A 22206-nucleotide genomic window follows, 5' to 3' on the forward strand; every position below is an offset into this window, starting at 1 on the left:
CCAAACACATGATGAAACCTCTCTGATGATGACTTTTTGAATTGTCTTTAGGCTGTTGGCAGGGTGATTGACCAAGGGGCAGGTTAGCCGCTGGCTTACTGAACTTGCTGTCCGTCGCGGTCCGCCACGAGGCTGGTGACGAATGCTGCGAGTTGTTCGTTCATCCGGTTGAGGAGCGTGCTCCAATGGTCGAAGATGACCTTGGCGTTTCGCGGGTCTTCGGTGAGACGTCCCAGCAAACGATTGTTGACCTGTGTCACCCCATCGGTGAATTCCAGCATGTAGCGGCAGAGCGCTTCGAGCCGTTCCCGACTCAAGGCAGACAAGTCGACCTGGATGATTTCGTTGTCGTCGGACATCATGGCCTCGTGCTGAGCTTGCTGCGGCCTCGGTTCGTGAAGATCGCCTGGAACTGCGGGAAGAGATTGAGAGCAGCCTTGAGGTGCTCGATCCTGATGACACCCGTGTCGGCGGCCTGAGAGCGGGCCTCCTGGAGCAGGGTCACAACCCCATCGGCATGGAAGGCTTCGCCCACGGCGCGACACAGAGCCAAGGCGTCATCGTCTTCGATGTCGAAGGATCTGGCGAGCAGGTCGGTGTCGTCATCCAGGATGCAGCTCACGGTCTCCCGGATCGGCAGGCGGCGACCGATCTGCTGGATGGCGGCCCGCCCGGAGTTCACTAGCTTGAGTACCTCATCGTTGCCGCAAAACATCATCCGCACCTGCGCTTCTTCGCTGATGTGGAGCAGCTCGCGGGCCGCCTTGAGCGTCAGGTTCTGCGCTTCGTCGATAATCACGACCGGTTGGAACATCGCATGCTTCGACAAACGGCGGAGGGTTGCGGCGATGCTGGTCGCGGGCTCCACACACAGCAGCGGGCAAAGCGCTTCAAAGATCGCCATGACGGATGATCCCATCACACCCGTGATGGTGATAAGTCCGGCTTTTGGCCCTTCCAGATTGTCGGAACGGCGAACAATTTCCTTTAGTGTCTTGGTCTTTCCGACGCCAGCCGCCCCGATCACGAGGCCGTTGCGTCCCGTGCGCCACACCCGGTCAAATACTGTGAATATCAATCGGGACACTGTGGTCTCGATGAACGGGATATCGGTCACTGCCGGCGGCAGCGGCTGATCTTGCAGAGCTGCCATGAAGTTGATGGCAGCTTGGATTGTTTCCCTCTGCCGTTCTTCTTCTGTCACAAATGGATCCATGATCATCAAATAGCCCCCTTCTTATCCAAGCCGAGTTGTTGCAGTCGCTTCAGGTGAGCGCGCTTTGCGTCGTTCCGTTTTGCGGATGCTTGTGCCTGCGGCGTCTGGGCGACCTGACGGCCGATCTCGGCCATTTCATCGGTCAGGCGGACGACGGCTGAGGTTTCCGGCTCGGGCAAAGGTTCCTCGCGCTTCGCATGCTCAACCATCAAACTGGTTACACTGATGCGCTGGGTCTGGCTCTTCAGGTCCATTATGACCTTCCGGTCGAGAGCTTGACGGCGGGAGGCTTCGACCGCTCCGGCCTGCTCTGTAAAGCCATATTTGCGGTCAGGGCGCGCGACACCGATGAACTGGTTGGACTTGGTTAAGACCGGGATCGCTCCCCAATCCCCGAATTTGGGCTTGAGGATCTGGACAGTCTCGTCAGGGTGTCGAACCAGCTCGTCGCAGGTATACTCGATGCCTCCAACCGAGATGACACCCTTCACAACCCTGCGGGTCTCGGCAACCGAGAACGCCATCATGAGTTCGTTAGGATCGATGGTGGTCCGCTTCCAGCCCTGCTCCGTCACGGCCCGCCGGAAAGCGGTATTGGGAGATATCCCCTTTAACCGGCCATGCTGAGGCTTGGCGTTGTGATACTCGATGAGACCATAAGCGTCGTCACAGAACTTCTCGAAGGATCCATCGAACGGCACGGGCTCGCGTCCGACATTGGCCGTCTTCTTGTTCATGCGGTCGCCGCCGATGTGCCCCGGCAGTGACGCGAACACCGTGCGTTCGATGTTGCCGAAGAAGCCTTCGATAGTCTTGGCCGCAGCGTTGTATGGCAGAGCCCGAATAATGGGATTGCGTGGGTTGAAGTAGTCCACAAGATCGCGGGAGAGCTTCAACGCATCGCCGATGAACTCGGCCCAATTGTATTCGGACCCGTTATCCACATAGATGTGCTTCGGCAGTCCCCAATGGGGGTCCTGCGTCATGCGGATGAAACTGGCGATGACATCGCTGTTGCGGATGCCACCGCCCTTTTCGACCAAGATCCAATCCATACGTCCGCGATTGGTGGCGACATCCAGCCATGCGATGGCTTTCGGCGTTGCGACTGAGCCGTCCGGTCGGCGGACCAGCACATCCATGTGGTGAACATCGCCGAACACGATCTGCATGGGCTCCAGCCCATCGCCGTGCCGTTTGATCCGCCGCCGGCCATCATGGAATGCTTTGGCGTTGGTTTCAAAAACATGGACCTTCCGGAACCGGCGCTCCGCCTCGATGAGGTTGTCCGGCAACCGGCAGAGTTCCTTGAGCTGCTGCTCTCCAGGGTTGAAGCCGGCGTCCCGCGTCAGGTCGGCAAGGTAAGATGAGGCCAGGAGAGTGACATCCGAGCGCGCGGCTCCATTGGCCCAAAGGTTGCGGATGCGTTGTTTTGCCTTGGTGGCGATGCCTTCCTTGGTCTCGTCTGGCAACTTGACGGCCATGTCCCAGGCGCGGGTCAGGATCGTCTTGCGTTGCCCTGCATCAGACCGTTTGGAGCGCCCTAATCCGGCCAAGCCCTTCGTCTCATAGGCGGCGAGCTTGCGCTGGATGGTTCGTTCCGTGATCTCCGTCCAACGACCATCCGGCCGCATGTGCTTGCGCTCGGCGATAGTGCGGACTGCCTCGCCCCGTTCGCGGGAGTGAAGCGGATGTGGCAAGGCCGGCTGAATGATGCCGTACCACCACTCCCGTTCGATGCGGGCCGGATCGTCGGTTCTGAGATGGCTCTCAGAGACCTCTGAGAGGGCTCTGAAGCGCTCTTGAAGATCAAGAGGGAGGCTCTCAACAAGAACTTCGTGACGAATGCCGCAATGGCCACCGCGACCACGAGTTTGGCGAACAATCAGAGGCGCCCCATGCCACGTGGTTGCATCGCCTCGAATAATCTTCGCCACAGATTTTTCTATGGCCTGTCTGGAGACGCCAGCGAGTTGCGCGAGGCGCGGCAGGTCAATGAACGCCCTCACGCAGCTTTCCCCTTCGGGAAGAGTTCATCAACGATGCGCTGCCGAAGTTCTCTAGCTCGCCGACCGTCCCGCTCTCCTCGAAGAGCTTTCTCGGCAGTTTGCCTGTTGATGCTGTTGCTTCTACACCATGCATTTAAGCTTGTTCCGCGTACGATGAAGGCAGCGCGGACGGCCTTGTAGAGGTCTTCAGAGCCTATAAAGGCAACAGGGAGATAATGCTTAATCTGGTGCATAATGACCACGATTACGCTTATTTAGGTATATGTCAAGTGAGTTAACCGACGAAGAACTTGTTGCGGCCCTCAAAGATGTGCTTAAGCAAAAGGGTGTATCACTACGCCAGATAAGCCAGGATCTTGAGATACCTTACCGCTCTGTTCAAAATTATTTAGGTGGTGAAACGCGCATTCCCGCGTCGATTTTCTTACGGATATGCAACTATCTCGGCATTGAATCGGATTACTTCATATATAAGGACTTCAGACCTCAGGCATCTGAACTGTTCGATGCTGTGTATTACGCGTTGGATCGCGTTGGCTTATTGCCCACACCCAATAGCGAAACCGATCACACCAACCGAAAGATTTTTGTCGCGTCGCTCACAACAGCAATCGCGGATCACTATGATCGCTTTCGGCTTAAGTGGCTTTCCCGAAAGGATGGAGGGGACGCACTCAACGAGCGGAAACGACGTCGTGGCTTTTTCGAGGGGGGCACATAGGTTGGCCAATAGGTTGGCCAATCACAGTCGTCGCATCTTCTTATTTGTTAGAGGTTTGCCAACTAGAAGCAACTTCTCTTAGATTTTTCAATGGGTTGATGTCTGCAGTATCAATATCTGTCGTTGCGCAGTTGAGCAACCCTCAGCACCTCAGATTGAGCAACCTCAAAACCCTTGATTCTTAAGGGCTTCATCATTCTTCAGCGACAAATATCTCTACCAGCACTCCGACAAATAAAAATTCGCCCCCCACCAACGAGCCGCAAACACTCAGGCTTGCGGAACACAGCAAGAACGGCTACCTTGTTCTCGATTTGTTTCAGAATCGCTCCCACAGGGGCAGTAAGGGCCAGCCATGCTGACGCGCAAACAGCACGAATTGCTCCGCTTCATTCATGAGCGGCTGCGTGAAACCGGTGTTCCGCCATCCTTCGACGAGATGAAGGACGCGCTCGACCTCAAGTCCAAATCCGGCATCCATCGCCTCATCACGGCGCTCGAGGAGCGCGGCTTCATCCGCCGCCTGCCGAACCGCGCCCGGGCCCTGGAGGTGATCCGCCTGCCGGAGAGCACCAGCGGTGCGGGCAGCCAGCGGCGCTTCACGCCGAGCGTGGTCGAGGGTGGTCTGGCTGGCAAGGCCAAGGCCGCGCCCCAGCCGGCCTCCGATCCGCGCGACCGGGAAATGTCGATCCCGGTCATGGGCCGGATCGCCGCCGGTGTGCCGATCTCGGCCATCCAGACCCGCAGCCATTCCATCACCCTGTCGGGCGATTTCCTGGCCCAGGGCGATCACTTCGCCCTCGAGGTGCGGGGCGACTCGATGGTGGAAGCCGGCATTCTCGACGGCGACCTCGTGGTGATCCGCCGTCAGGACACGGCCAACACGGGCGACATCATCGTGGCTCTGATCGACGATGAGGAAGCGACCCTGAAGCGCTTCCGCCGTCGCGGCTCCTCCATTGCGCTCGAGGCCGCCAACCAGGCCTACGAAACCCGTGTACTCGGTCCGGACCGGGTCAAGATCCAGGGCAAGCTCGTCAGCCTGGTTCGCCGGTACTGAAGCATCGAGCGCAAAAGTGGAAACCGGTTTTGCGTGGAAAGATGCGCAAAGCCCAAACCTTCAAGCCCCGGCGTGACGTCTAATTCTCGTCCTGTGCTTGAAGGTCTTCCTCAGGAAAATCCTGCTCCGGAACAGGCTGCGCACGGCGTGGTCTTTCCGGAGCAGCCGACATTTCGGTCCGGTGCGGTTCCGCTCCGGACCATGCTCTGACCTCCCGCCCCTTTCGGACGGAACGCAGTTCGACAGCCTCTGGGCGGAAGCGGATCGTGGCGGCGCCGCGCTCCTTCAGACCATCACCGTCCAGGACGAGGGATGCCTTGCATGTGGGCGGCGCCTTGAGCCTCGTGACGATCACTGCGGCGCGCCGACAATCCTCTTCGAACGCCGCGAAATCCTGCACGAACGCGATCCATCGCCCCTCCGCTGCTGCGACCACGCAGCCTGCGGCGTCGCACTTCGCCTCCTGTCGGAGGCTTCCATCATCGGCGCGTCTCGAATCTCCGTCGGCACGCAGCCATTGCTCGGCTACGAAATCGGACGGTCGCCCCACGAGCGACAGCTGTCCACTTCTGCCGCGAATGGCCGCCCCCGCCCCGTCCCTGTCGATGAAGACGTCGTAGCGATCCGGTGACGCGGCCAAGGCCAGCCCTGCCCCGGCCGGTACGAAAGCAAGCCACCGCAGGGCCGAAGCCGGCACGGACACAAGGACCAGCCCGAGGCTCAGAAGGACGAGCGCCGTGTTTCCCAGAGCCGGCACGACGAGCGTCGAGCCGCTGAAACTCCCAACCCAGACTGAGACGTCGAGGACCTGTGACACGGCCGCTCCCATGACCTGCCAGATCGGACGGTCGAGACCGAACGGATAGGCAAGCACGCCGAGAACGGCGGACGGCATCACGACCAGCGAGACGAGCGGCAGAGCGAGCGCGTTGCCGATGAGGCCATAGGGGTTGAGGCTTTGAAAATGATAGGCCGCGAAGGGAGCCGTCGCGAAGCTCGCCACGAGCGTCGTCGTGACGAGGCCGAGCAGGGCCTGACCAATCCAAACGACACCTCGTGCGACAATGCCCCCACCCGCTCCTTCCAATTTCGGCCGGTGCATCAGAGGTACGAGCGCCATCATGGCGGCAACGGCGCCGAACGACATCTGGAAGCTCGGCCCGAGCAACGCCTCAGGCTCCCGCGCCAGCACGATGAGCGCGGCAATCGACAGGTTGCGGATGCTCAACGCTGGACGGTCCACGAGGACCGCCCCGAACATCACAAGCGTCATGACGAGCGAGCGCTCTGTGGCGACATCGGAGCCGGAGAATATGCAGTAGATTGTGGCTCCGATCATGGCTGCGACGGCGGCGATCTTCTTCACCGGCCAGAGAAGCGCGACGCCCGGCGCGAGAGCAAGAAGCGCCCGCGCAAGCCAGAAGAAGGTGCCTGCGGCCAGCACCATGTGGAGGCCCGAGATCGACACGATGTGATAGATGCCTGCGCCGCGAAGCACGTCGTTCGTCGGCTCCGGGATGAGGCCGCGCTTGCCCGTCACCAGCGCGGCGCCGACGCCTCCGGCCGCCCCGCCGATGGCCGAGGCGATGCGTTCGGTCAGCGCATTGCGCGCCTCATCGACCCGAGCCGCCAGCCGGAGGGGCCAATCCGGCCCTTCCAATGAATCGATCAGGCGAACCTGCCCGACCATGGAGCCTACGGCGCCGATGCCCTTGAAAGAGGCATCGCGGGCAAAGTCGTAGCCGCCCGGCCATGCCGCCTGAGGCGGCGGAAGAAGACGCGCCGTACCGACGATCAGCTGACCGGGAGAGAGCCCCTCGCCACTACGCACCGAAACGCGCACCCGATGGGGTCGATCGGCATCCGCCACGTCCTTCATCCCGGTCACGCGCAGAAGCAGCCGCTTTCCGGTCTCACGATCTTCGATGGTCTCGATGAAGCCCGTGATCGGCGTAATGACGAGGTGAGTCAGCGCAGGCGCCGCCACGCTGCGGGCGCGGATCACGCCCGCGGAGAAACCCGCGAAGAGTGCCGCGAGCGCGATCATGGCGGAAAAGATCGCCAGTTTTCGGCGCAACGCCAGCGCAGCAGCACTGCAGACCGTGAAGGCTCCGACCGGCGCCCAGAGGGCCGGTCGGCCTTCGGCCTGGAAGAACAGGACAATGCCCAGTCCGAAGAAGACCGCGATCCAGGGAAAAAGCCGGCGCTGTTCGACTTCGAGGGAGATATTCCGAGACAGCCAGGCGGACCCATCTGGAAGAGCCCAGATCTGAGGTACGCCCGAGGACCAAGGCAACGCCACGACCCGCGCCGTGCTGCGCGGGATCCTGCGGGGCTTTCCTTGGTTGTCTTCCATCGTGGCTTCGGCTTAACGCGGGTCTCTACCCATGCTAGACGACCGCACGCTCCGGCCCAAACCGCCCTGTGGATTGAGTCGGATGACGCTGCGGATGGAAAAGCCGCGCGGCCCATGTTTTCACTCAAGGTTTCCTGCGATGACCGTCGTCACCCGCTTCGCCCCCTCTCCCACCGGCTTCCTGCATATCGGAGGAGGACGCACGGCGCTGTTCAACTGGCTCTATGCCAAGCGGCATGGGGGCAAGATGCTGCTGCGCATCGAAGACACGGATCGGGAACGCTCCACCGACGCTGCCATCGCGGCCATTCTGGACGGCCTGAAATGGCTCGGCCTCGATTGGGACGGGGACGTGGTCTATCAGTTCTCCCGCGCGGCCCGTCACAAGGAGGTCGCCGAGAGCCTCCTGGCGCAGGGCCGCGCCTATTACTGCTATGCCAGCCAGCAGGAGCTGGAGGAGATACGCGAGACCGCCCGCAAAGAGGGCCGTCCCCTGCGCTATGACGGCCGCTGGCGCGACCGCGACCCGTCCGAGGCTCCCGAGGGTGTCAAGCCCGTCATCCGCCTCAAGGCGCCGACCGAGGGCGAGACCGTGGTCGAGGACGAGGTGCAGGGCCGCGTGGTGTGGCAGAACAAGGATCTCGACGATCTCGTTCTCCTGCGCTCGGACGGCACGCCCACCTACATGCTCGCCGTCGTGGTGGACGATCACGACATGGACGTGACCCACGTCATTCGCGGCGACGATCACCTGACCAATGCGGCACGCCAGACGCAGATCTACCAGGCGCTCGGCTGGGACGTGCCGAAGATGGCCCACATTCCGCTCATCCATGGTCCCGACGGAGCGAAGCTCTCGAAACGCCACGGGGCGCTGGGTGTCGAAGCCTATCGCAGCATGGGCTATCTTCCGGAGGCCTTGCGCAACTATCTCGTCCGTCTCGGCTGGAGCCACGGCGACCAGGAGATCTTTTCCACGCAAGAGATGATCGACGCCTTCGATCTCGGCAGCATCGGCCGTTCGCCGGCGCGCTTCGATTTCGCCAAGCTGGAGAACATCAACGGCCATTACATGCGCCAGGCCGACGACGAGCGGCTGGTGCAGGCCCTCGAGGACCTGCTGCCGGAGCTCGACAAGGACGAGCATCATCTGGGACGCACGTTCAAGCCGGCCCTGCGCCAGAAGCTGATCGCCGCCATGCCGGGCCTCAAGGAACGCGCCAAGACTCTCGTGGAACTCCTCGACAGCGCGTACTACCTCTATGCGCAGCGGCCACTGCACATGGACGAGAAAGCCGCGAGCCTCATCGCGGACGGCCGGTCGCGCCTTGCCGGCCTTCCCGAGAAGCTCGAGGCCTTGTCCGACTGGTCGGCCCAGAGCGTGGAAGCGGTCGTGCGCGAGCACGCCGAGACCATCGGGGCGAAGCTCGGCCAGGTCGCGCAGCCTCTCCGGGCCTCCCTGACAGGGCGAGCCACCTCGCCCGGAATCTTCGACGTGATGGTGGTTCTCGGCAAGGATGAAACCCTGTCGCGCCTGAGCGATCAAACGAAGGTTGCGCCTGCTGCATAGCAGGCGTTTCTCGCCTTTAGACGTGCTTGCTCCGTTCCCACGGATAAGCTACCCAAGGCGCCATTATCCTCCTGACCGACCGGCAAACCTCGGTTCCGCAGCCCCGGAGGCCTTCTCCGATCCACCGGTTGCACTAGGTTCTGCCCGGCCTCCTTTTTGAAAGGGCCATGACGCATGAGTTCCAACACCAGCACCGTTACCGTCGACAACAAGTCCGTGGAACTGCCGGTCAAAGAAGGCACCATCGGCCCGAGCGTCATCGACATCTCGAAGCTCTACGGTCAGACCGGGATGTTCACCTACGATCCCGGTTTCACCTCGACTGCCGCCACCGAGTCGAAGATCACCTATATCGACGGCGACAAGGGCGTCCTGCTCTATCGCGGTTATCCGATTGACCAGCTGGCCGAGCACGGCGATTTCCTCGAGACCTGCTACCTGCTGCTCTACGGAGAGCTGCCGACCGCCGCCCAGAAGGCCGATTTCGACTACCGCGTCACGCGCCACACCATGGTGCACGACCAGATGAACCGGTTCTTCACCGGCTTCCGCCGCGACGCGCACCCGATGGCCATCATGGTCGCCTCCGTGGGCGCCCTCTCGGCCTTCTATCACGATTCCACCGACATCTCCGATCCGCACCAGCGCATGATCGCGTCCATGCGCATGATCGCAAAGATGCCGACGCTCGCCGCGATGGCCTACAAGTACTCCATCGGCCAGCCCTTCGTGTATCCGCAGAACGAGCTCGACTACACGTCCAACTTCCTGCGCATGTGCTTCGCGGTGCCGGCCGAGGAATACAAGGTCAACCCGGTGCTCTCGCGGGCGCTCGACCGGATCTTCATCCTGCATGCCGACCACGAGCAGAACGCCTCGACCTCGACCGTGCGTCTCGCCGGCTCGTCGGGCGCCAACCCGTTCGCCTGCATCGCGGCCGGCATCGCCTGCCTGTGGGGACCGGCCCATGGCGGCGCCAACGAAGCGGCACTGAAGATGCTGGAAGAGATCGGCACGCCCGACCGCATTCCGGAATACATCGCCAAGGCGAAGGACAAGAACGATCCGTTCCGCCTCATGGGCTTCGGCCACCGGGTCTACAAAAACTACGACCCGCGCGCCCGCATCATGCAGAAGACCACCCACGAGGTGCTCAACGAACTCGGCATCAAGGACGACCCGCTCCTCGACGTGGCCGTGGAGCTCGAGCAGATCGCGCTGAAGGACGAGTACTTCATCGATAAGAAGCTCTACCCGAACATCGACTTCTATTCGGGCATCACCCTCAAGGCGATGGGCTTCCCCACCTCGATGTTCACGGTGCTGTTCGCGCTTGCCCGCACGGTCGGCTGGATCGCCCAGTGGAGCGAGATGATCGAGGACCCGTCCCAGCGCATCGGCCGCCCGCGCCAGCTCTACACCGGCGAGACAGAGCGCGACTACGTGACGGTCGCCCAGCGCGGGTAAGACAAATAGATATGCTGACATGGGAAAGGGGCCGAAAGGCCCCTTTTTCGTTGTTGTCCATTCTGAATCGTTCGCTCAGTCGCGCAGCTTCGACCTCAGCACCTCTTCGACGATCCGCGCCGCGCGCTCGCTGGGCACCTCGTCGCCGATCTTCATCAGCTTATCGAGCTTGCCGAACGCTTCGAGCTGCCGTTGCCGCTCGGGGGTGTCGCCGAGAAGCGGCAGAAGCGCCTCGGCGAGCTTTTCAGGCGTGCAATCCCACTGGATCAGCTCCGGGATGACGTTCTCGCCGAGGACCAGATTGGTCAGCACGATGGAGGGAGCCTTGATGAGGTACTTCAGCACTTCCTCGATCTTCGACACCCGATAGGCGACGACCATCGGCACGCCGGAAAGCCCAAGCTCCAGGGTCACGGTGCCGGAGGCGGCGAGCGCCGTGTCGGCAGCGCGAAAAGCCGCCCATTTCGCGGCCTCACCCTCCACGATCCTCGGCTTCACGCTCCAGGATTCGGCCCGCGTCCTGATCTCCTGCGCGAGATGCGGGACCGCTGGGATCGTGACCTCGAAGGGGCGCGGCGAGCGGGCCGCCAGCAGCGCCAAGGCCTCGCCGAACGGCTCCATCAGCCGGCTCACTTCGGACCGGCGGCTGCCCGGCAGGACGAGCAGGTTGATGGGGCCGGCAGAACCGTTTCCCCGTTCACCCGGCCCCGGCCTGATCTCGCTAAGCCGCTCAATCAGCGGATGGCCGACATAGGTGGTCGGCGGGCCGCCGAGGCGCCTGTGGGCCTCCGGCTCGAAGGGCAAGAGGGCCAGCAGATGATCCACATAGACCCGCATCTTCGGCGCGCGACCGGGTCTCCAGGCCCAGACGGAGGGGCTGACATAATCGACGATGGGGATCCCCGGCGCCCGCTGCCGGACCGCCTTGGCGACCCGATGAGTGAAATCCGGGCTGTCGATGATGACGAGAAGATCGGGCTTCGCGGCAAGCACGGCATCGGCCGTGAACCTGATGCGCTTCAGGATCGACGGCAGCTGCGCGATAACCGCGGAAATGCCCATGACGGCGATCTCTTCGAGCGGGAACAGGCTTTTGAGGCCCTCCCGCTCCATCGCATGCCCGCCGACCCCGCCGAAGCGCAGGCGTCCGCTCCCCAGCCTCGCCTTCAGGGACCGCATCAGCTTGGCACCGAGCTGGTCGCCCGATTCCTCGCCCGAGACGATCCAGATTGTGAGCGGCTTTTCCTCAGCCAAGGGAGTCCTCCATCCAGGGCAGGTCGACGGCCACAAGGAACAGGCCGAGCCTGTCCGCCGTGCGCAGGGTTTTCTCCTGCTCCAGCACGAAGGTGGAGCCCGCCCCGATGGCGATGCCGGACAAGCCTGCCTTTGCGGCCTCGGAAACGGTGCGGGGGCCGATGGTCGGCATGTCGACCCTCAGATCCTGGCCGCGCTTCGCGGCCTTGATGAGCACCCCGCCCTCCTCGCGCCGCCGCAGGCCGAACCAGGACTGGCGCATCTTCATGACCCGCCAGATCATCCGGTCGGTCCCTTCTGGGCCCTCGATCGCGAGAACGTGCCTCCGGGCAATGACGGCCCCCTGGCCGATATCGAACGCGGACAGGGATTTGAGGAGATCGAGGCCGACGGCGATGGCCTCCCGGTCATCCGCATTGGGCGTCAGCTTGCCGCTCAATGACTGTGAGGCCACGAGATCGGGCGCGAGTTCATGGGCGCCGACGACCCGGTGGCCCCGCTCCTCCAGCAGCATGACGGCCCCACGGAGAACCTGGTCGTCGCCCCGGGTGATGACCTCCTTCACCTCCTGCATGTTCCGCAGGAGCGAATAGGCACTCAGGAGCGCCGAGAACCCGGGACGCCGCACGGCACCGACGAGGGAGACGGCCTGCGGCTGCCATCCTTCCAGGGTGGTCATGATGGTCTTGAGGTCGAGCAGATCGACGGTGGCATGGGCGCGGCGCTGAAGCTCGGCCTCCGCGAAGCCGCGAAACGCCAGAACCCGCACCTCCTGTCCCGTCCGCTCCAGGTGATCCAAGAGTTGGATGGGAAGTTGCCCGGCCCCGGCGACAATCGCAATCGGGCCCTTAGGCATTAGAGCATCGGCCCCAAAAGTGGACGTGCGCTTTTGGGATCCATCCGATGCTCCCTTCTTTTGAAGAGCGCATCGCTGGGCGCGGAAAACCGGGTCCACTTTTCCGCACGATGCGCTAGCTCGCCGAACTGACCGGATCCCGCGGCGTGCAGATCGCGCGATCCCCGCGGTCACGGATGAAGTCGAGAATCTCGTGCACGAAGGGATGATCGTCGAACTCGCCGGCCACGTCCTCGACCCGTTCGGCCAACGTGCCCTCGTCGGCGAAGAGCAGTCGATAGGCCCGGCGGATGTCGTGGATCTGCTCGCGGGTGAAGTTGCGGCGGCGAAGGCCGATGATGTTGAGGCCAGCCAGATGCGCCCGGTTGCCCATGGCCATGCCATAGGGAATGAGATCGTTCTCCAGGCCCGACATGCCGCCCACGAAGGCGTGGGAGCCGACACGGGTGAATTGAATCACGGCAGATCCGCCGCCGAAGATCACGAAATCGCCGACCGTGACATGGCCCGCCAGCATCACGTTGTTGGACAGGATGCAGTCGTTGCCGACCTTCGTGTCGTGGCCCACATGGGAATTGGCCAGGAAGGCGCAACGGTCGCCGATGATTGTGCGCAGGCCGCCGCCTTCCGTGCCGGGGTTCATGGTCACGCCTTCGCGGATCATGCAATCGGCGCCGATCTCGAGCGTAGAGGCCTCGCCCTTGTACTTCAGGTCCTGCGGGATATGGCCGATGGATGCGAAGGGGAAGATCCGCGTCCGTGGCCCAATCTTCGTCCGTCCGGCCAGAGCCACATGGCTCATGAGCTGGCAGCCCTCGCCCAGTTCGACCTCGGGTCCGACCGTGCAGAAAGGACCGATTTTGACACCCTGGCCGATCTTCGCGCCGTCCTCGATGACGGCGGTCGGATGAATCACGGTTTCCATTATTCGAGCACCAGCATGGCACTGACTTCGGCTTCGCAGACGAGGGTGCCGTCCACCTTCGCTTCGCCCTTGTACCACCACATGTTGCGGCGGTTGTTCAGCTTACGCATGTGAAACTCGACCCGGTCTCCGGGCTCGACCGGCCGGCGGAACTTCACCTTGTCAATGGTCATGAAAAATACCTGCTTCGGCTTCGCCTGCTCGGCCATCTTCGCCTTGACGCAGATGGCGCCAGCCGTCTGAGCCATGGCTTCGATCAGGAAAACGCCGGGGAAAATCGGCCGGGACGGGAAATGGCCCGTGAATTGCGGCTCATTGAAGGTGACATTCTTGATGCCGATGCACGATTTGTCGCCGTCGATCTCGATGATCTTGTCGACCAGGAGGAAGGGATACCGGTGCGGGAGAAGCTCCAGGATCTCCATGATATCGGCGGTTTGAAGCGTGGTGGGCGCTTCGGACATGACGTGAACTCCAGGCGGTAGTGAATGCCTTCAACGAACGTTATGAAGACGCATCGTCGTCTTTGGCGGAATCGGTCCGGGATGCAAGCTTTTTCAGGGCCGTGATCTCGCGGAACCAGTCGCGCATGGGGCGGGCGGGAGTGCCGCCCCACCGGGCGCCGGGAGGGACATCGCCATTGACGCCGCTGGTGGCGGCGATCTGGGCTCCCATGCCGATCCGCACGTGCCCTTTCACGGCAACCTTGCCACCGAGGGCCACGTAATCCTCGATCGTCGTGGACCCGGCAATGCCGACCTGGGCGACGATCACGCAATGGCGGCCGATCACCACATTGTGGGCGATCTGGACGAGGTTGTCGATCTTCGTGCCTTCGCCGATCACCGTATCGCGGCTGGCGCCCCGATCCACGGTCGAGTTGGCGCCGATCTCCACGTCGTCCTGGATGATGACCCGCCCGACCTGCGGCACCTTCAGGTGCCCCTGCGGCCCCATGGCGAACCCGAACCCGTCCTGCCCGATGCGCACGCCCGGATGAAGGATGACCCGGTTGCCGATGAAGGCATGGGAGACGGTCACATTGGCGGCGATCGAGCAATCACGGCCGATCTTGACCTGGGCCCCGATGACGGAATGAGCACCGATCAGGGTCCCGGCCCCGATCTCCGCATGCGGGCCGACGACGGCGCCGGGATCGACCCGCACCCCATGCTCCAGCCGGGCGGACGGGTGAACGAACGATCCGGGCGAGATGCCTGTGGATGCAAACGAGGATTCCGGCCGCATGGCGGATGGAAACAGGTTTGCAAGCACCTGCGCGAAGACGCGGTAGGCCTGCGGGGTCACAATCGCAACCGTCTGGGGAGGAACCTTCGCGGAGTAGCGCGGCGTCACGAGACAGGCTCGTGCCCGCGTCGCAGCCAAGGCGCCCACATAGGCCGGATTGTCCATATAGGCGAGATCGCCGGGGCCGGCGCTCTCCAAAGGAGCAACGCCCTTAAGCAAAAACTCCCCGTCGGTGCCGTCGGGGAGCGTTGCATTCGCCATCTCCGCTACCTGACGCAAGGTCAACGCCTGGTTTTGCGGAAAGAAATTGGATTCTGTCATGAAAAATAAGTGAGGGCGCCCAAGGGCGCCCTCCCCGATTAGAAACGAGTGCCGCCCGTGAACCGGAAGGCCTGGGTGCGATCCTCACCGACCCGGGTGCCGTTCGGAAGGAGTTCACCCTCTTCCTTGGTGAGCGCATAGGCGTAGTCGAAGCGGATCGGACCGAGCGGCGAGCTCCACAGGATCGAAGCGCCGATCGACGAACGGATCACCTTGCTGTCGAGAACGTTGATGCAGTTCTGCGGCACGTTGGGATTCTGTACGCAGACGCCGGCATCGGCGGGATCGAAGATGGAGCCGCCATTCAGGCCGAACCTCGTCGGACCTTCGTAGCCGAACAGCGTACCGGCATCGGCGAAGACGGCGCCCTTCAGGCCCAGCTCGCGCGGCAGACCCCAGATCGGGAACTGCATTTCGAGCGAACCGCCGAAATAGGTGGTGCCGCCGACGGCGTTCGCGCGGCTGTCGAGGCTCGAAATGTCACGCGGACCGATGCCGTTCGGTGCGAAGCCGCGGACCAGCGACGGGCCCATGAAGAAGTGGTCGACGATGCGCAGATCGCCGTTGTCGCCGCCATCGTTGTTCTCGAAGCCCATGATGTGACCGCCCTGGACGCGAGCGATACCGATCACATCCTCGAAAAGTTCGCGGTAGTAGCGTGCATCGCCGGTCACGCGGAAGTAGCGCGAGTCGCCGCCGAGGCCGGCGAAGTCCGTCTTCACTTCGGCGTAGAAGCCGTTGCGCGGATCGCGGGTGTTGTCGAGGGTGTTGTAGTTGAACGTCAGGCCGGCAAGCGACGTAATGGTGTCGCCCTGCGATTCCTTGATCGCCAGAGAGGCTTCACCGTTGCCTTCGCAGAATGCGCGGTTCGGCGTTCCACCGGGATTGAGCACGGTATAGCCGGGGATCGGCGCCGTGCAGTCGTTATAGGGCTGCTTCAGGTCGTTCGGGATGTCCACCGACTGCTGGAAGAGCGAGTAGCGGGCCGTGACCGAGAACTCTTCCGTGATCGGAAGGCCGAGGCGCAGCGTACCGCCCGTCATACGGTTTTCGTAACGGGAATACCGGGTCTGGTCGCTGAACTTCGAGTACAGGTCGATACCGGCCGCCATCCGGTAGCCGAGGAAGTACGGCTCCGTGAAGGAGAAGTCGACGCCGTGGGCACGCTGGCCGAGCTGGCCGGCGAGACGAACGAACTGGCCACGACCGAGGAAGTTGGTCTCGGTGACCGAGACTTCGCCGATGAAGCCGTCAGCCGTCGAGTAACCGCCCGAGATGGCGAACGAACCGGTGGACTGATCCTCCACATCCACGTTCACGACCACGCGGTCGGCCGAGGAGCCTGGCTCGTTCGAGATGCGGACGCGCTTGAAATAGCCAAGGTTGTTCAGGCGACGCTCGGCGCGATCGACCAGAACCTGGTTGTAGGCATCGCCCTCGCCGAGCTCGAACTCGCGACGGATCACGTAGTCGCGGGTACGGCTGTTGCCGCGTACGTTGATGCGCTCGATGTAGATCCGCGGACCTTCCTCGATCACGTAGGAGAGGTTGACCGTGCGGGTCGAGGGATCACGCGTGCCGACCGGACGAACCTGAGCAAACGGATTGCCCTGACGGGCCACGTTTGTGGTCAGAGCCTGAACGGACTTTTCGACGGCCTCGGCGTTGTAGACCGAGCCCTCGGAGGTCGCGATGCCCCTGCGGACAGCCTCGGGATCCACACCGGCGAGGCGAGGATCGACACCCACGCTGCCGAAGCGGTACTGCTCACCCTCGTTCACCGTGATGGTGATGACGTAGCCACCGGCATTGGGATCGAACTGAACGTCGCTGGAGACGAGCTGATAATCGGCGTAGCCGTTCTTCAGGTAGTACCGACGAATGAGATCGAGATCGTTCGAGAGACGATCCGGATCGTAGACGTCGTTGCTCTTGAGGAAGCTGAGGATATTCGACTCGCTGGTCTGCATGATGCCGCGCAGGCGGCTGGACGAAACCTGACTGTTTCCGACGAAGCGGATATCCGCCACGCCGGTCTTGTCACCCTCGTTGATGGTGTAGACCACGTCGACCGTCCCGTTGGGCAGATCGACCAGACGGGGCGTCACTTGGGCAAGACCACGGCCCGAACGGCGATAGACCTCGAGGATTCGCTGAACGTCGGCATCGACGGCGGCCTGATTGTAGGGCGCGCGGGCCCGTGCCTGAAGCTGGTCCTCGATCAGAGCCTTCTCGACCCGCTTGTTACCTTCGATGACGACGCGGTTGACGATAGGTCCCTGCGAAGCCGAAGCACGGCGATTCCCCGGCGCCACCTGCTGCGCGAAGGCGCTCTCCGCGGCAGTAATTCCAGCCATGAGCGCGCTGATCGCGACAATGGCGGTAGTGGCCGGCTTTTTCCGGCGAGGCGTGGTCGTCGACATCATCAACTGGCCCGTTCTTTATATTCTGTCCCTAGCGAGGAGGCCCCGCAGGTTGGAGACGAGTGCCGCCAACCTTATCTGTGTGGACCGCTTGTACAAACTTTCGCCGCTATTGCAAACGGCACATCCACAACAGAGTACCAATTTTTGAATAGCGTGGCGTCCTTGTCACGATCCCCGGGCCAGAAAACTGGTGCCAAGGTGAACAAGATCATTCCAGGTGGCAAACAGCATGAGCATCCCCACCAGGGCAAACCCTATCCTGAAGCCGATTTCCTGGGCTTTTTCGCTCAAAGGACGCCCGCGAACCGCCTCAATGGCATAGAACAGAAGATGGCCGCCATCCAGCAACGGAATGGGAAAAAGGTTAATAAGTCCGATCGAGACCGACATGAACCCGATCAGGCTGACCAGGCTGTACACCCCGCCCACGTCGAAGGCCGTTCCCGAGGCCCTGGCGATTCCGATGGGGCCGGAGAGCTGGTCGGTCGATTCCCTGCCTATGGCCAGACGGCGGATGAAGTTGAGGGTCCGCTCGACGAGACTCCAGGTTTCACCTACGGCCGCTTTGACGGCTCCCCAAGGGGAATAGGTCAGGCGCTTGATCGCCGTCGGATCGCGCGAGGCCTCGACCCCGAGAAGCCCGATGCGCTGCTTCCCGAAGGGACTGGTTCTTTCGACCAGGTTCGGTGTTGCCGTAAGGGTAACGGTCTGGCCGTTACGCTCCACGGTGAACGCGAGGGGCTCGCCGGCGCTGGAGCTCACGATCAGCTGCATGTCGGCGAACGTCTCGATCTGCCTGCCGTCGACGGTCAGAATCAGGTCCTTCGACAGAAAGCCGGCCTTCTCGGCCGCGCTTCCGGGCTGGACGGCCTCGATCCTCGGTTCGAGAACCTGCCGGCCGCTGAAGTAGTTGAAGCCTGCGAAGATGGCGATCGCCAGGATGAAATTGGCGATGGGGCCGGCAGCCACGATGGCGGCGCGCTTGGCGACATTCTGGTGGGGAAAACTGATCGACCGCTCCGCGGGCGGCATCCGGTCGAGCTCATCCTGATCCGGAACGCTCGCCGCATTGAGGTCGCCGACGAACTTGACGTAGCCGCCCAGGGGAATCGCGCAGATCTTCCAGCGGGTGCCCTTCCTGTCCGTCCATCCGACCAGCTCACGCCCAAAGCCGATCGAGAAGGCCGTCACGCCGACGCCGCAGAGGCGCCCAACCCAGAAATGGCCGAATTCGTGGATGAACACGACGACCGTGAGAACCACCAGGAAAGAGATCAGGGTGAGGAACAGGGAACCTGTCGCACCGCTGATCGTCGAAAGAACGTCCATCGTCATCCCTTTCGCGCGCTCTAGAGCCGCGTCGCTTCAGCATAGGTCGGAATGAGCTGCCGTGTCACTTGCCGGGCCTCCTGGTCGATCCCGAGGGCATCCGCCACGGTCGCCGGTGCGGAGATCCGTCTTCCCGAGAAAGTTGAGCAGACGCGCTCAACTATCTCTGAAATATCATAGAACCTGATATGACCTGCCATATAGAATTCAACGGCGATCTCATTGGCTGCATTCAGGATCGTGGGCATCGCCCCACCGGCCCTCAATGCGGCTTTGGCCAGAGATAGGCATGGAAACCGCTCTTCGTCAGGCCTCTCGAAGCTTAATCGGCCAATCGCAGCGAGATCGAGACGCGGCAGGTCCATCCTCAGGCGCCCCTGGTGCCGCAGGGCGTTGGCGATAGGGACCTTCATGTCCGGAAGGGCAATCCCGGCCGTCACGGCCCCATCGCTCCACTGCACAAGACCATGAACGATGGCCTCAGGATGGACCAGGACGTCGAGGCGGCCCTCCTCAAGGTCGAACAGGTGGTGCGCCTCGATCAGTTCAAGGCCCTTGTTCATCAAGGTGGCCGAGTCGATGTTGATCTTCGATCCCATGGACCACACCGGATGAGCCGATGCCTCCTTGGCGCTCGCCCGCGCGATGGCGTCTCTCGTCCAGGAGCGGAAAGGACCGCCGGAGGCGGTTATCACCGCCTTTTCCACATCCCTGCTCAAACCCGCTGCAAGAGCATGGTCGAGGGCGTTATGCTCGGAATCCACCGGCATGACCTCGACGCCGAGACGCCGGGCATCGGCCATGAAGGCAGCCCCCGCGCTGACGAGGCTTTCCTTGTTGGCGAGGGCGATCCGGCGACCCGGCTTCAGGGCCGCATGGGTCGGAGCCAAGCCGGCCGTGCCGCTGATGGCGGCCATGACAATGTCAGCCTCACGCTCGGCAGCTTCGAGAACGGCCGATGGCCCCGCACCGCTCCCGATTCCTGTTCCCGACAAGGCTTCCCTGAGCGTCTCGCCCCCGTTCTCATCAGCCAGGGCGGCGAACTTGGCGCCTAGTCTCCGTGCGACACCGGCGAGGGCAACCGCATCGCGTCCCCCGACCACAGCCTCTACATGGAACTCCCCCTGATGGGCGAGAACGACATCGGCCGTGGAGCGGCCGATCGAACCGGTTGCTCCAAGAATCGTAAGGGAACGGGTCATCAATGCCTATGAGGTCAAATGAATCGTCAAAAGAACGGCCGCAACGATAAGACATACGGCCCAGAAGCCATCCAGGCGATCCATCACCCCGCCGTGGCCTGGAATGAGATGGCTCGAATCCTTGACGTTGCAATGGCGCTTGAGAGCCGACTCGCCAAGGTCTCCGACCTGGCTCGCGACAGACGCGACGATGGAGATGACAGCAGTCCCGAGAAAGCCAAACGGCAAAGTCAGGCCGAATTTCTGCCCTGCCCAGGCGACGAGCATCCCACCCAGGGCAGCCGCGACAACCCCGCCTATGAAGCCGGACCACGTCTTCTTCGGGCTGATCGGCGGACAAAGCTTCGGACCGCCGAAAGTCCGACCCGTGAAATATGCGGCGATATCCGTAGCCCACACGACGGCGAACATCCACAAAAGGCCCAGGATGCCGAGTTCAGGATGGTCGCGCACGACTGGCGGAACAAGGACGATCGGCAATGCATAGAGAAAGCCCGTTGCGGACCAGATTTTGGCACTGCCGTCCCGCGTCAGGAGTGCGCCTGCAGCCAGGAAGGACAGCCCCGCAGCGATAAAGAGCCCGAGTTTCGCCTCCGATAGGAAAAGAGCTACCAGGACGCCAAGGCCGACGGCGAGAACGCCCTGCACCAGCAGCCGTGGCTCAACCCCTGTCATACGGGTCCATTCGACCATGATCGCGATGCCGGCAGCCAGCCAGAACAGAGCAAAGGGCCAACCGCCCCAATAGGCCGTGAAAAGGGCTATGGCGACCATGACGAGAGCGGACAACACTCGGGTCGTCAGCTCCTTGGACGCGGCTGGCTCGGAACTGGACGGCAAGCTGGAGCCTTGGTCCGAGACCATCGTCAGCCTGCCCGGACGCTCAGGCCGCCGAACCGGCGGTCACGCCTGAAATATTCGTCAATGGCCGACTTGAATGCAGCCTCGTCGAAATCCGGCCAGAAGCAGGGCAGAAAAATGAACTCGGAATAGGCTGTCTGCCACGTCAGGAAGTTCGACACCCTCTGCTCGCCCGAGGTTCGGATCACAAGGTCCGGATCCGGAATGTCATGGGTATCGAGGGCCATACCGACCGTAGCCATATCGATATCGGCCGGGTCGAGCGTCCCTTCCTTCACCTTGCGCGCAAGAGCCCGCATGGCGCTCACGATTTCCTGGCGCCCGCCGTAATTGAAGGCGATGACGAGCGTCAGGCCAGTATTGGACGCGGTGAGATGCTCCGCTTCATCCAGCAACAGGCGAATGTCGGAGGCCAATCCTTCACGCTCACCAATGATCCGAACGCGAATATTATTGGCGTGAAGCTCGGCCAGATCATGCCGGACGAAACGCTTGAGCAAACTCATGAGGTAGGAGACCTCATCCGCAGGCCTGCGCCAATTCTCGGCCGAAAAGCTGTAGACCGTCAGGTATCCGATACCAAGATCCGTTGCCGTGCGAACCGCACGGCGGATCGCCTCGATCCCCTTTCGATGTCCTTCGAACCGGGGCAGCCCTCTCTGAGCGGCCCAGCGCCCGTTTCCATCCATGATGATGGCAACATGGCTTGGAATTCCCTCGCCTGCCTCTTGCTGGGCAAGAATGGGGGCCGACCGCTTGGCTTCGCCGCTCATATTTCCGTCCCGATGCACGCCTGAGATCAAACGTGCATGATTTCCTTTTCCTTGGTCACAAGAAGCGTATCGATCTCGGCTACGAACTGATCGGTGGCCTTCTGGACCTGGTCAGCATGACGCTTGCCGTCATCCTCGCTGATCGTGCTGTCCTTCTCAAGCTTCTTGAGCAGATCGAGACCGTCGCGGCGCACGTGACGGACAGCAATCTTCGCCTCCTCGGCGTATTTATGTGCGACCTTCACCATCTCCTTGCGGCGCTGCTCGTTCATCTCGGGGATGCGCAGGCGGATCACCTGGCCTTCGGTCTGCGGGTTGAGGCCAAGGTCCGACTCCCGGATCGCCTTCTCGACAGCGGCGACCATGCCCCGATCCCACACCTGGACGCTCAGGAGGCGCGGCTCAGGAACGTTGATCGTGGCGACCTGGGTAATCGGCATCAGGGAGCCATAAGCGTCGATCTGGATAGGATCGAGAAGGTTCGGCGAGGCGCGCCCGGTCCGAAGGCTAGCCAGGTCGTTCTTGAAAGCGGTGATGGCGCCCTGCATGCGGCGCTTCACATCGGCGAGATCAAAGGTCGTGGCCATCAGATTTTGTCCTTACGCGAACTAT

At 62.3% G+C, this 22206-nt stretch carries 19 protein-coding genes; 4 read left to right on the plus strand and 15 right to left on the minus strand.

Going from position 1 to position 22206, the window contains the following annotated elements:
* Window positions 1–95: 95 nt before the first annotated feature.
* Genes AB4097_RS03835 through AB4097_RS03845 form a run of 3 tightly spaced genes read right to left on the minus strand, consistent with a single transcriptional unit; the run spans window position 96 to window position 3225 of the window.
* Window positions 96–359, minus strand: coding sequence for a hypothetical protein (locus tag AB4097_RS03835; RefSeq protein ID WP_442037285.1), 264 nt, complete (start codon window positions 357–359; stop codon window positions 96–98).
* Entirely contained in the window at window positions 359–1222 is an 864-nt protein-coding gene (locus AB4097_RS03840) for an AAA family ATPase (RefSeq protein ID WP_442037286.1), read from the minus strand. The genes AB4097_RS03835 and AB4097_RS03840 overlap by 1 nt, the downstream gene beginning before the upstream one ends.
* Window positions 1222–3225, minus strand: coding sequence for a hypothetical protein (locus AB4097_RS03845; RefSeq protein WP_442037287.1), 2004 nt, complete (start codon window positions 3223–3225; stop codon window positions 1222–1224). The genes AB4097_RS03840 and AB4097_RS03845 overlap by 1 nt, the downstream gene beginning before the upstream one ends.
* A gap of 262 nt (window positions 3226–3487) precedes the next feature.
* On the opposite strand from AB4097_RS03845, the gene AB4097_RS03850 reads away from it, so the two are divergent.
* Together AB4097_RS03850 and lexA are read left to right on the plus strand one after the other, a co-directional pair.
* A complete protein-coding gene (locus AB4097_RS03850) occupies window positions 3488–3946 on the plus strand; it encodes a helix-turn-helix domain-containing protein (RefSeq protein WP_442037288.1) in 459 nt (152 codons plus the stop codon).
* Between the two features lie 355 nt (window positions 3947–4301).
* Entirely contained in the window at window positions 4302–5006 is a 705-nt protein-coding gene (gene lexA, locus AB4097_RS03855) for a transcriptional repressor LexA (RefSeq protein ID WP_114943830.1), read from the plus strand.
* A gap of 79 nt (window positions 5007–5085) precedes the next feature.
* Here lexA and AB4097_RS03860 read toward each other — a convergent pair whose 3' ends face one another.
* Window positions 5086–7362 carry a ComEC/Rec2 family competence protein gene (locus tag AB4097_RS03860; RefSeq protein ID WP_442037289.1) on the minus strand — a complete coding sequence of 759 codons (2277 nt, stop codon included), beginning with the start codon at window positions 7360–7362 and terminating at the stop codon, window positions 5086–5088.
* A 139-nt stretch (window positions 7363–7501) separates the two neighbouring features.
* Between AB4097_RS03860 and gltX the strand changes: the two genes are divergently transcribed.
* Together gltX and gltA are read left to right on the plus strand one after the other, a co-directional pair.
* Entirely contained in the window at window positions 7502–8932 is a 1431-nt protein-coding gene (gene gltX / locus AB4097_RS03865) for a glutamate--tRNA ligase (RefSeq protein ID WP_442037290.1), read from the plus strand.
* Window positions 8933–9106: 174 nt separating this feature from the next.
* Entirely contained in the window at window positions 9107–10399 is a 1293-nt protein-coding gene (gltA, locus tag AB4097_RS03870) for a citrate synthase (RefSeq protein WP_442037291.1), read from the plus strand.
* 75 nt (window positions 10400–10474) lie between these two features.
* On the opposite strand, the gene lpxB is transcribed toward gltA, so the two are convergent.
* The 11 genes from lpxB to frr all read right to left on the minus strand — a co-directional run bounded on the left by lpxB (window position 10475) and on the right by frr (window position 22181).
* Window positions 10475–11653 (minus strand): lipid-A-disaccharide synthase, encoded by a 1179-nt coding sequence (gene lpxB, locus AB4097_RS03875; RefSeq protein ID WP_442037292.1) that lies wholly within the window; start codon window positions 11651–11653, stop codon window positions 10475–10477.
* Window positions 11646–12509: an LpxI family protein gene (locus AB4097_RS03880; RefSeq protein ID WP_442037293.1), complete on the minus strand. Its 864-nt coding sequence runs from the start codon at window positions 12507–12509 to the stop codon at window positions 11646–11648. Before AB4097_RS03880 ends, lpxB begins: the two co-directional genes overlap by 8 nt.
* Window positions 12510–12624: 115 nt before the next feature.
* Window positions 12625–13437 (minus strand): acyl-ACP--UDP-N-acetylglucosamine O-acyltransferase, encoded by an 813-nt coding sequence (gene lpxA, locus AB4097_RS03885; RefSeq protein WP_442037371.1) that lies wholly within the window; start codon window positions 13435–13437, stop codon window positions 12625–12627.
* Complete coding sequence (gene fabZ / locus AB4097_RS03890; RefSeq protein ID WP_442037294.1) at window positions 13434–13898, minus strand: 3-hydroxyacyl-ACP dehydratase FabZ; 465 nt, start codon at window positions 13896–13898, stop codon at window positions 13434–13436. Before fabZ ends, lpxA begins: the two co-directional genes overlap by 4 nt.
* A gap of 40 nt (window positions 13899–13938) precedes the next feature.
* Complete coding sequence (gene lpxD, locus AB4097_RS03895; protein WP_442037295.1) at window positions 13939–15003, minus strand: UDP-3-O-(3-hydroxymyristoyl)glucosamine N-acyltransferase; 1065 nt, start codon at window positions 15001–15003, stop codon at window positions 13939–13941.
* A gap of 38 nt (window positions 15004–15041) precedes the next feature.
* On the minus strand, window positions 15042–17429 hold the full coding sequence (gene bamA / locus AB4097_RS03900; protein ID WP_442037296.1) for an outer membrane protein assembly factor BamA: 2388 nt from the start codon (window positions 17427–17429) through the stop codon (window positions 15042–15044).
* A gap of 165 nt (window positions 17430–17594) precedes the next feature.
* Window positions 17595–18758 carry an RIP metalloprotease RseP gene (gene rseP, locus AB4097_RS03905; RefSeq protein WP_442037297.1) on the minus strand — a complete coding sequence of 388 codons (1164 nt, stop codon included), beginning with the start codon at window positions 18756–18758 and terminating at the stop codon, window positions 17595–17597.
* A 20-nt stretch (window positions 18759–18778) separates the two neighbouring features.
* Entirely contained in the window at window positions 18779–19960 is a 1182-nt protein-coding gene (gene dxr, locus AB4097_RS03910) for a 1-deoxy-D-xylulose-5-phosphate reductoisomerase (RefSeq protein ID WP_442037298.1), read from the minus strand.
* Between the two features lie 6 nt (window positions 19961–19966).
* The gene (locus AB4097_RS03915; RefSeq protein ID WP_442037299.1) at window positions 19967–20752 is read right to left on the minus strand and encodes a phosphatidate cytidylyltransferase; all 786 of its coding nucleotides are present in this window, start codon (window positions 20750–20752) and stop codon (window positions 19967–19969) included.
* Window positions 20753–20826: 74 nt separating this feature from the next.
* Entirely contained in the window at window positions 20827–21594 is a 768-nt protein-coding gene (locus tag AB4097_RS03920) for an isoprenyl transferase (RefSeq protein WP_442037300.1), read from the minus strand.
* A 26-nt stretch (window positions 21595–21620) separates the two neighbouring features.
* Window positions 21621–22181 carry a ribosome recycling factor gene (gene frr / locus AB4097_RS03925; protein ID WP_442037301.1) on the minus strand — a complete coding sequence of 187 codons (561 nt, stop codon included), beginning with the start codon at window positions 22179–22181 and terminating at the stop codon, window positions 21621–21623.
* Window positions 22182–22206 lie beyond the last annotated feature (25 nt).

It is taken from the genome of Microvirga sp. 2MCAF35 (genome assembly GCF_052115545.1).
Taxonomy (GTDB): domain Bacteria; phylum Pseudomonadota; class Alphaproteobacteria; order Rhizobiales; family Beijerinckiaceae; genus Microvirga.

Excerpts from the sequence above, each read along its gene's own strand:
- AB4097_RS03835 (WP_442037285.1), bottom strand. The coding sequence starts at position 359 with ATGTCCGACGACAACGAAATCATCCAGGTCGACTTGTCTGCCTTGAGT.
- AB4097_RS03840 (WP_442037286.1), bottom strand. The coding sequence starts at position 1,222 with ATGATCATGGATCCATTTGTGACAGAAGAAGAACGGCAGAGGGAAACA.
- AB4097_RS03850 (WP_442037288.1), top strand. The coding sequence starts at position 3,488 with ATGTCAAGTGAGTTAACCGACGAAGAACTTGTTGCGGCCCTCAAAGAT.
- lexA (WP_114943830.1), top strand. The coding sequence starts at position 4,302 with ATGCTGACGCGCAAACAGCACGAATTGCTCCGCTTCATTCATGAGCGG.
- AB4097_RS03860 (WP_442037289.1), bottom strand. The coding sequence starts at position 7,362 with ATGGAAGACAACCAAGGAAAGCCCCGCAGGATCCCGCGCAGCACGGCG.
- gltX (WP_442037290.1), top strand. The coding sequence starts at position 7,502 with ATGACCGTCGTCACCCGCTTCGCCCCCTCTCCCACCGGCTTCCTGCAT.
- gltA (WP_442037291.1), top strand. The coding sequence starts at position 9,107 with ATGAGTTCCAACACCAGCACCGTTACCGTCGACAACAAGTCCGTGGAA.
- AB4097_RS03880 (WP_442037293.1), bottom strand. The coding sequence starts at position 12,509 with ATGCCTAAGGGCCCGATTGCGATTGTCGCCGGGGCCGGGCAACTTCCC.
- fabZ (WP_442037294.1), bottom strand. The coding sequence starts at position 13,898 with ATGTCCGAAGCGCCCACCACGCTTCAAACCGCCGATATCATGGAGATC.
- lpxD (WP_442037295.1), bottom strand. The coding sequence starts at position 15,003 with ATGACAGAATCCAATTTCTTTCCGCAAAACCAGGCGTTGACCTTGCGT.
- bamA (WP_442037296.1), bottom strand. The coding sequence starts at position 17,429 with ATGATGTCGACGACCACGCCTCGCCGGAAAAAGCCGGCCACTACCGCC.
- rseP (WP_442037297.1), bottom strand. The coding sequence starts at position 18,758 with ATGGACGTTCTTTCGACGATCAGCGGTGCGACAGGTTCCCTGTTCCTC.
- dxr (WP_442037298.1), bottom strand. The coding sequence starts at position 19,960 with ATGACCCGTTCCCTTACGATTCTTGGAGCAACCGGTTCGATCGGCCGC.
- AB4097_RS03920 (WP_442037300.1), bottom strand. The coding sequence starts at position 21,594 with ATGAGCGGCGAAGCCAAGCGGTCGGCCCCCATTCTTGCCCAGCAAGAG.
- frr (WP_442037301.1), bottom strand. The coding sequence starts at position 22,181 with ATGGCCACGACCTTTGATCTCGCCGATGTGAAGCGCCGCATGCAGGGC.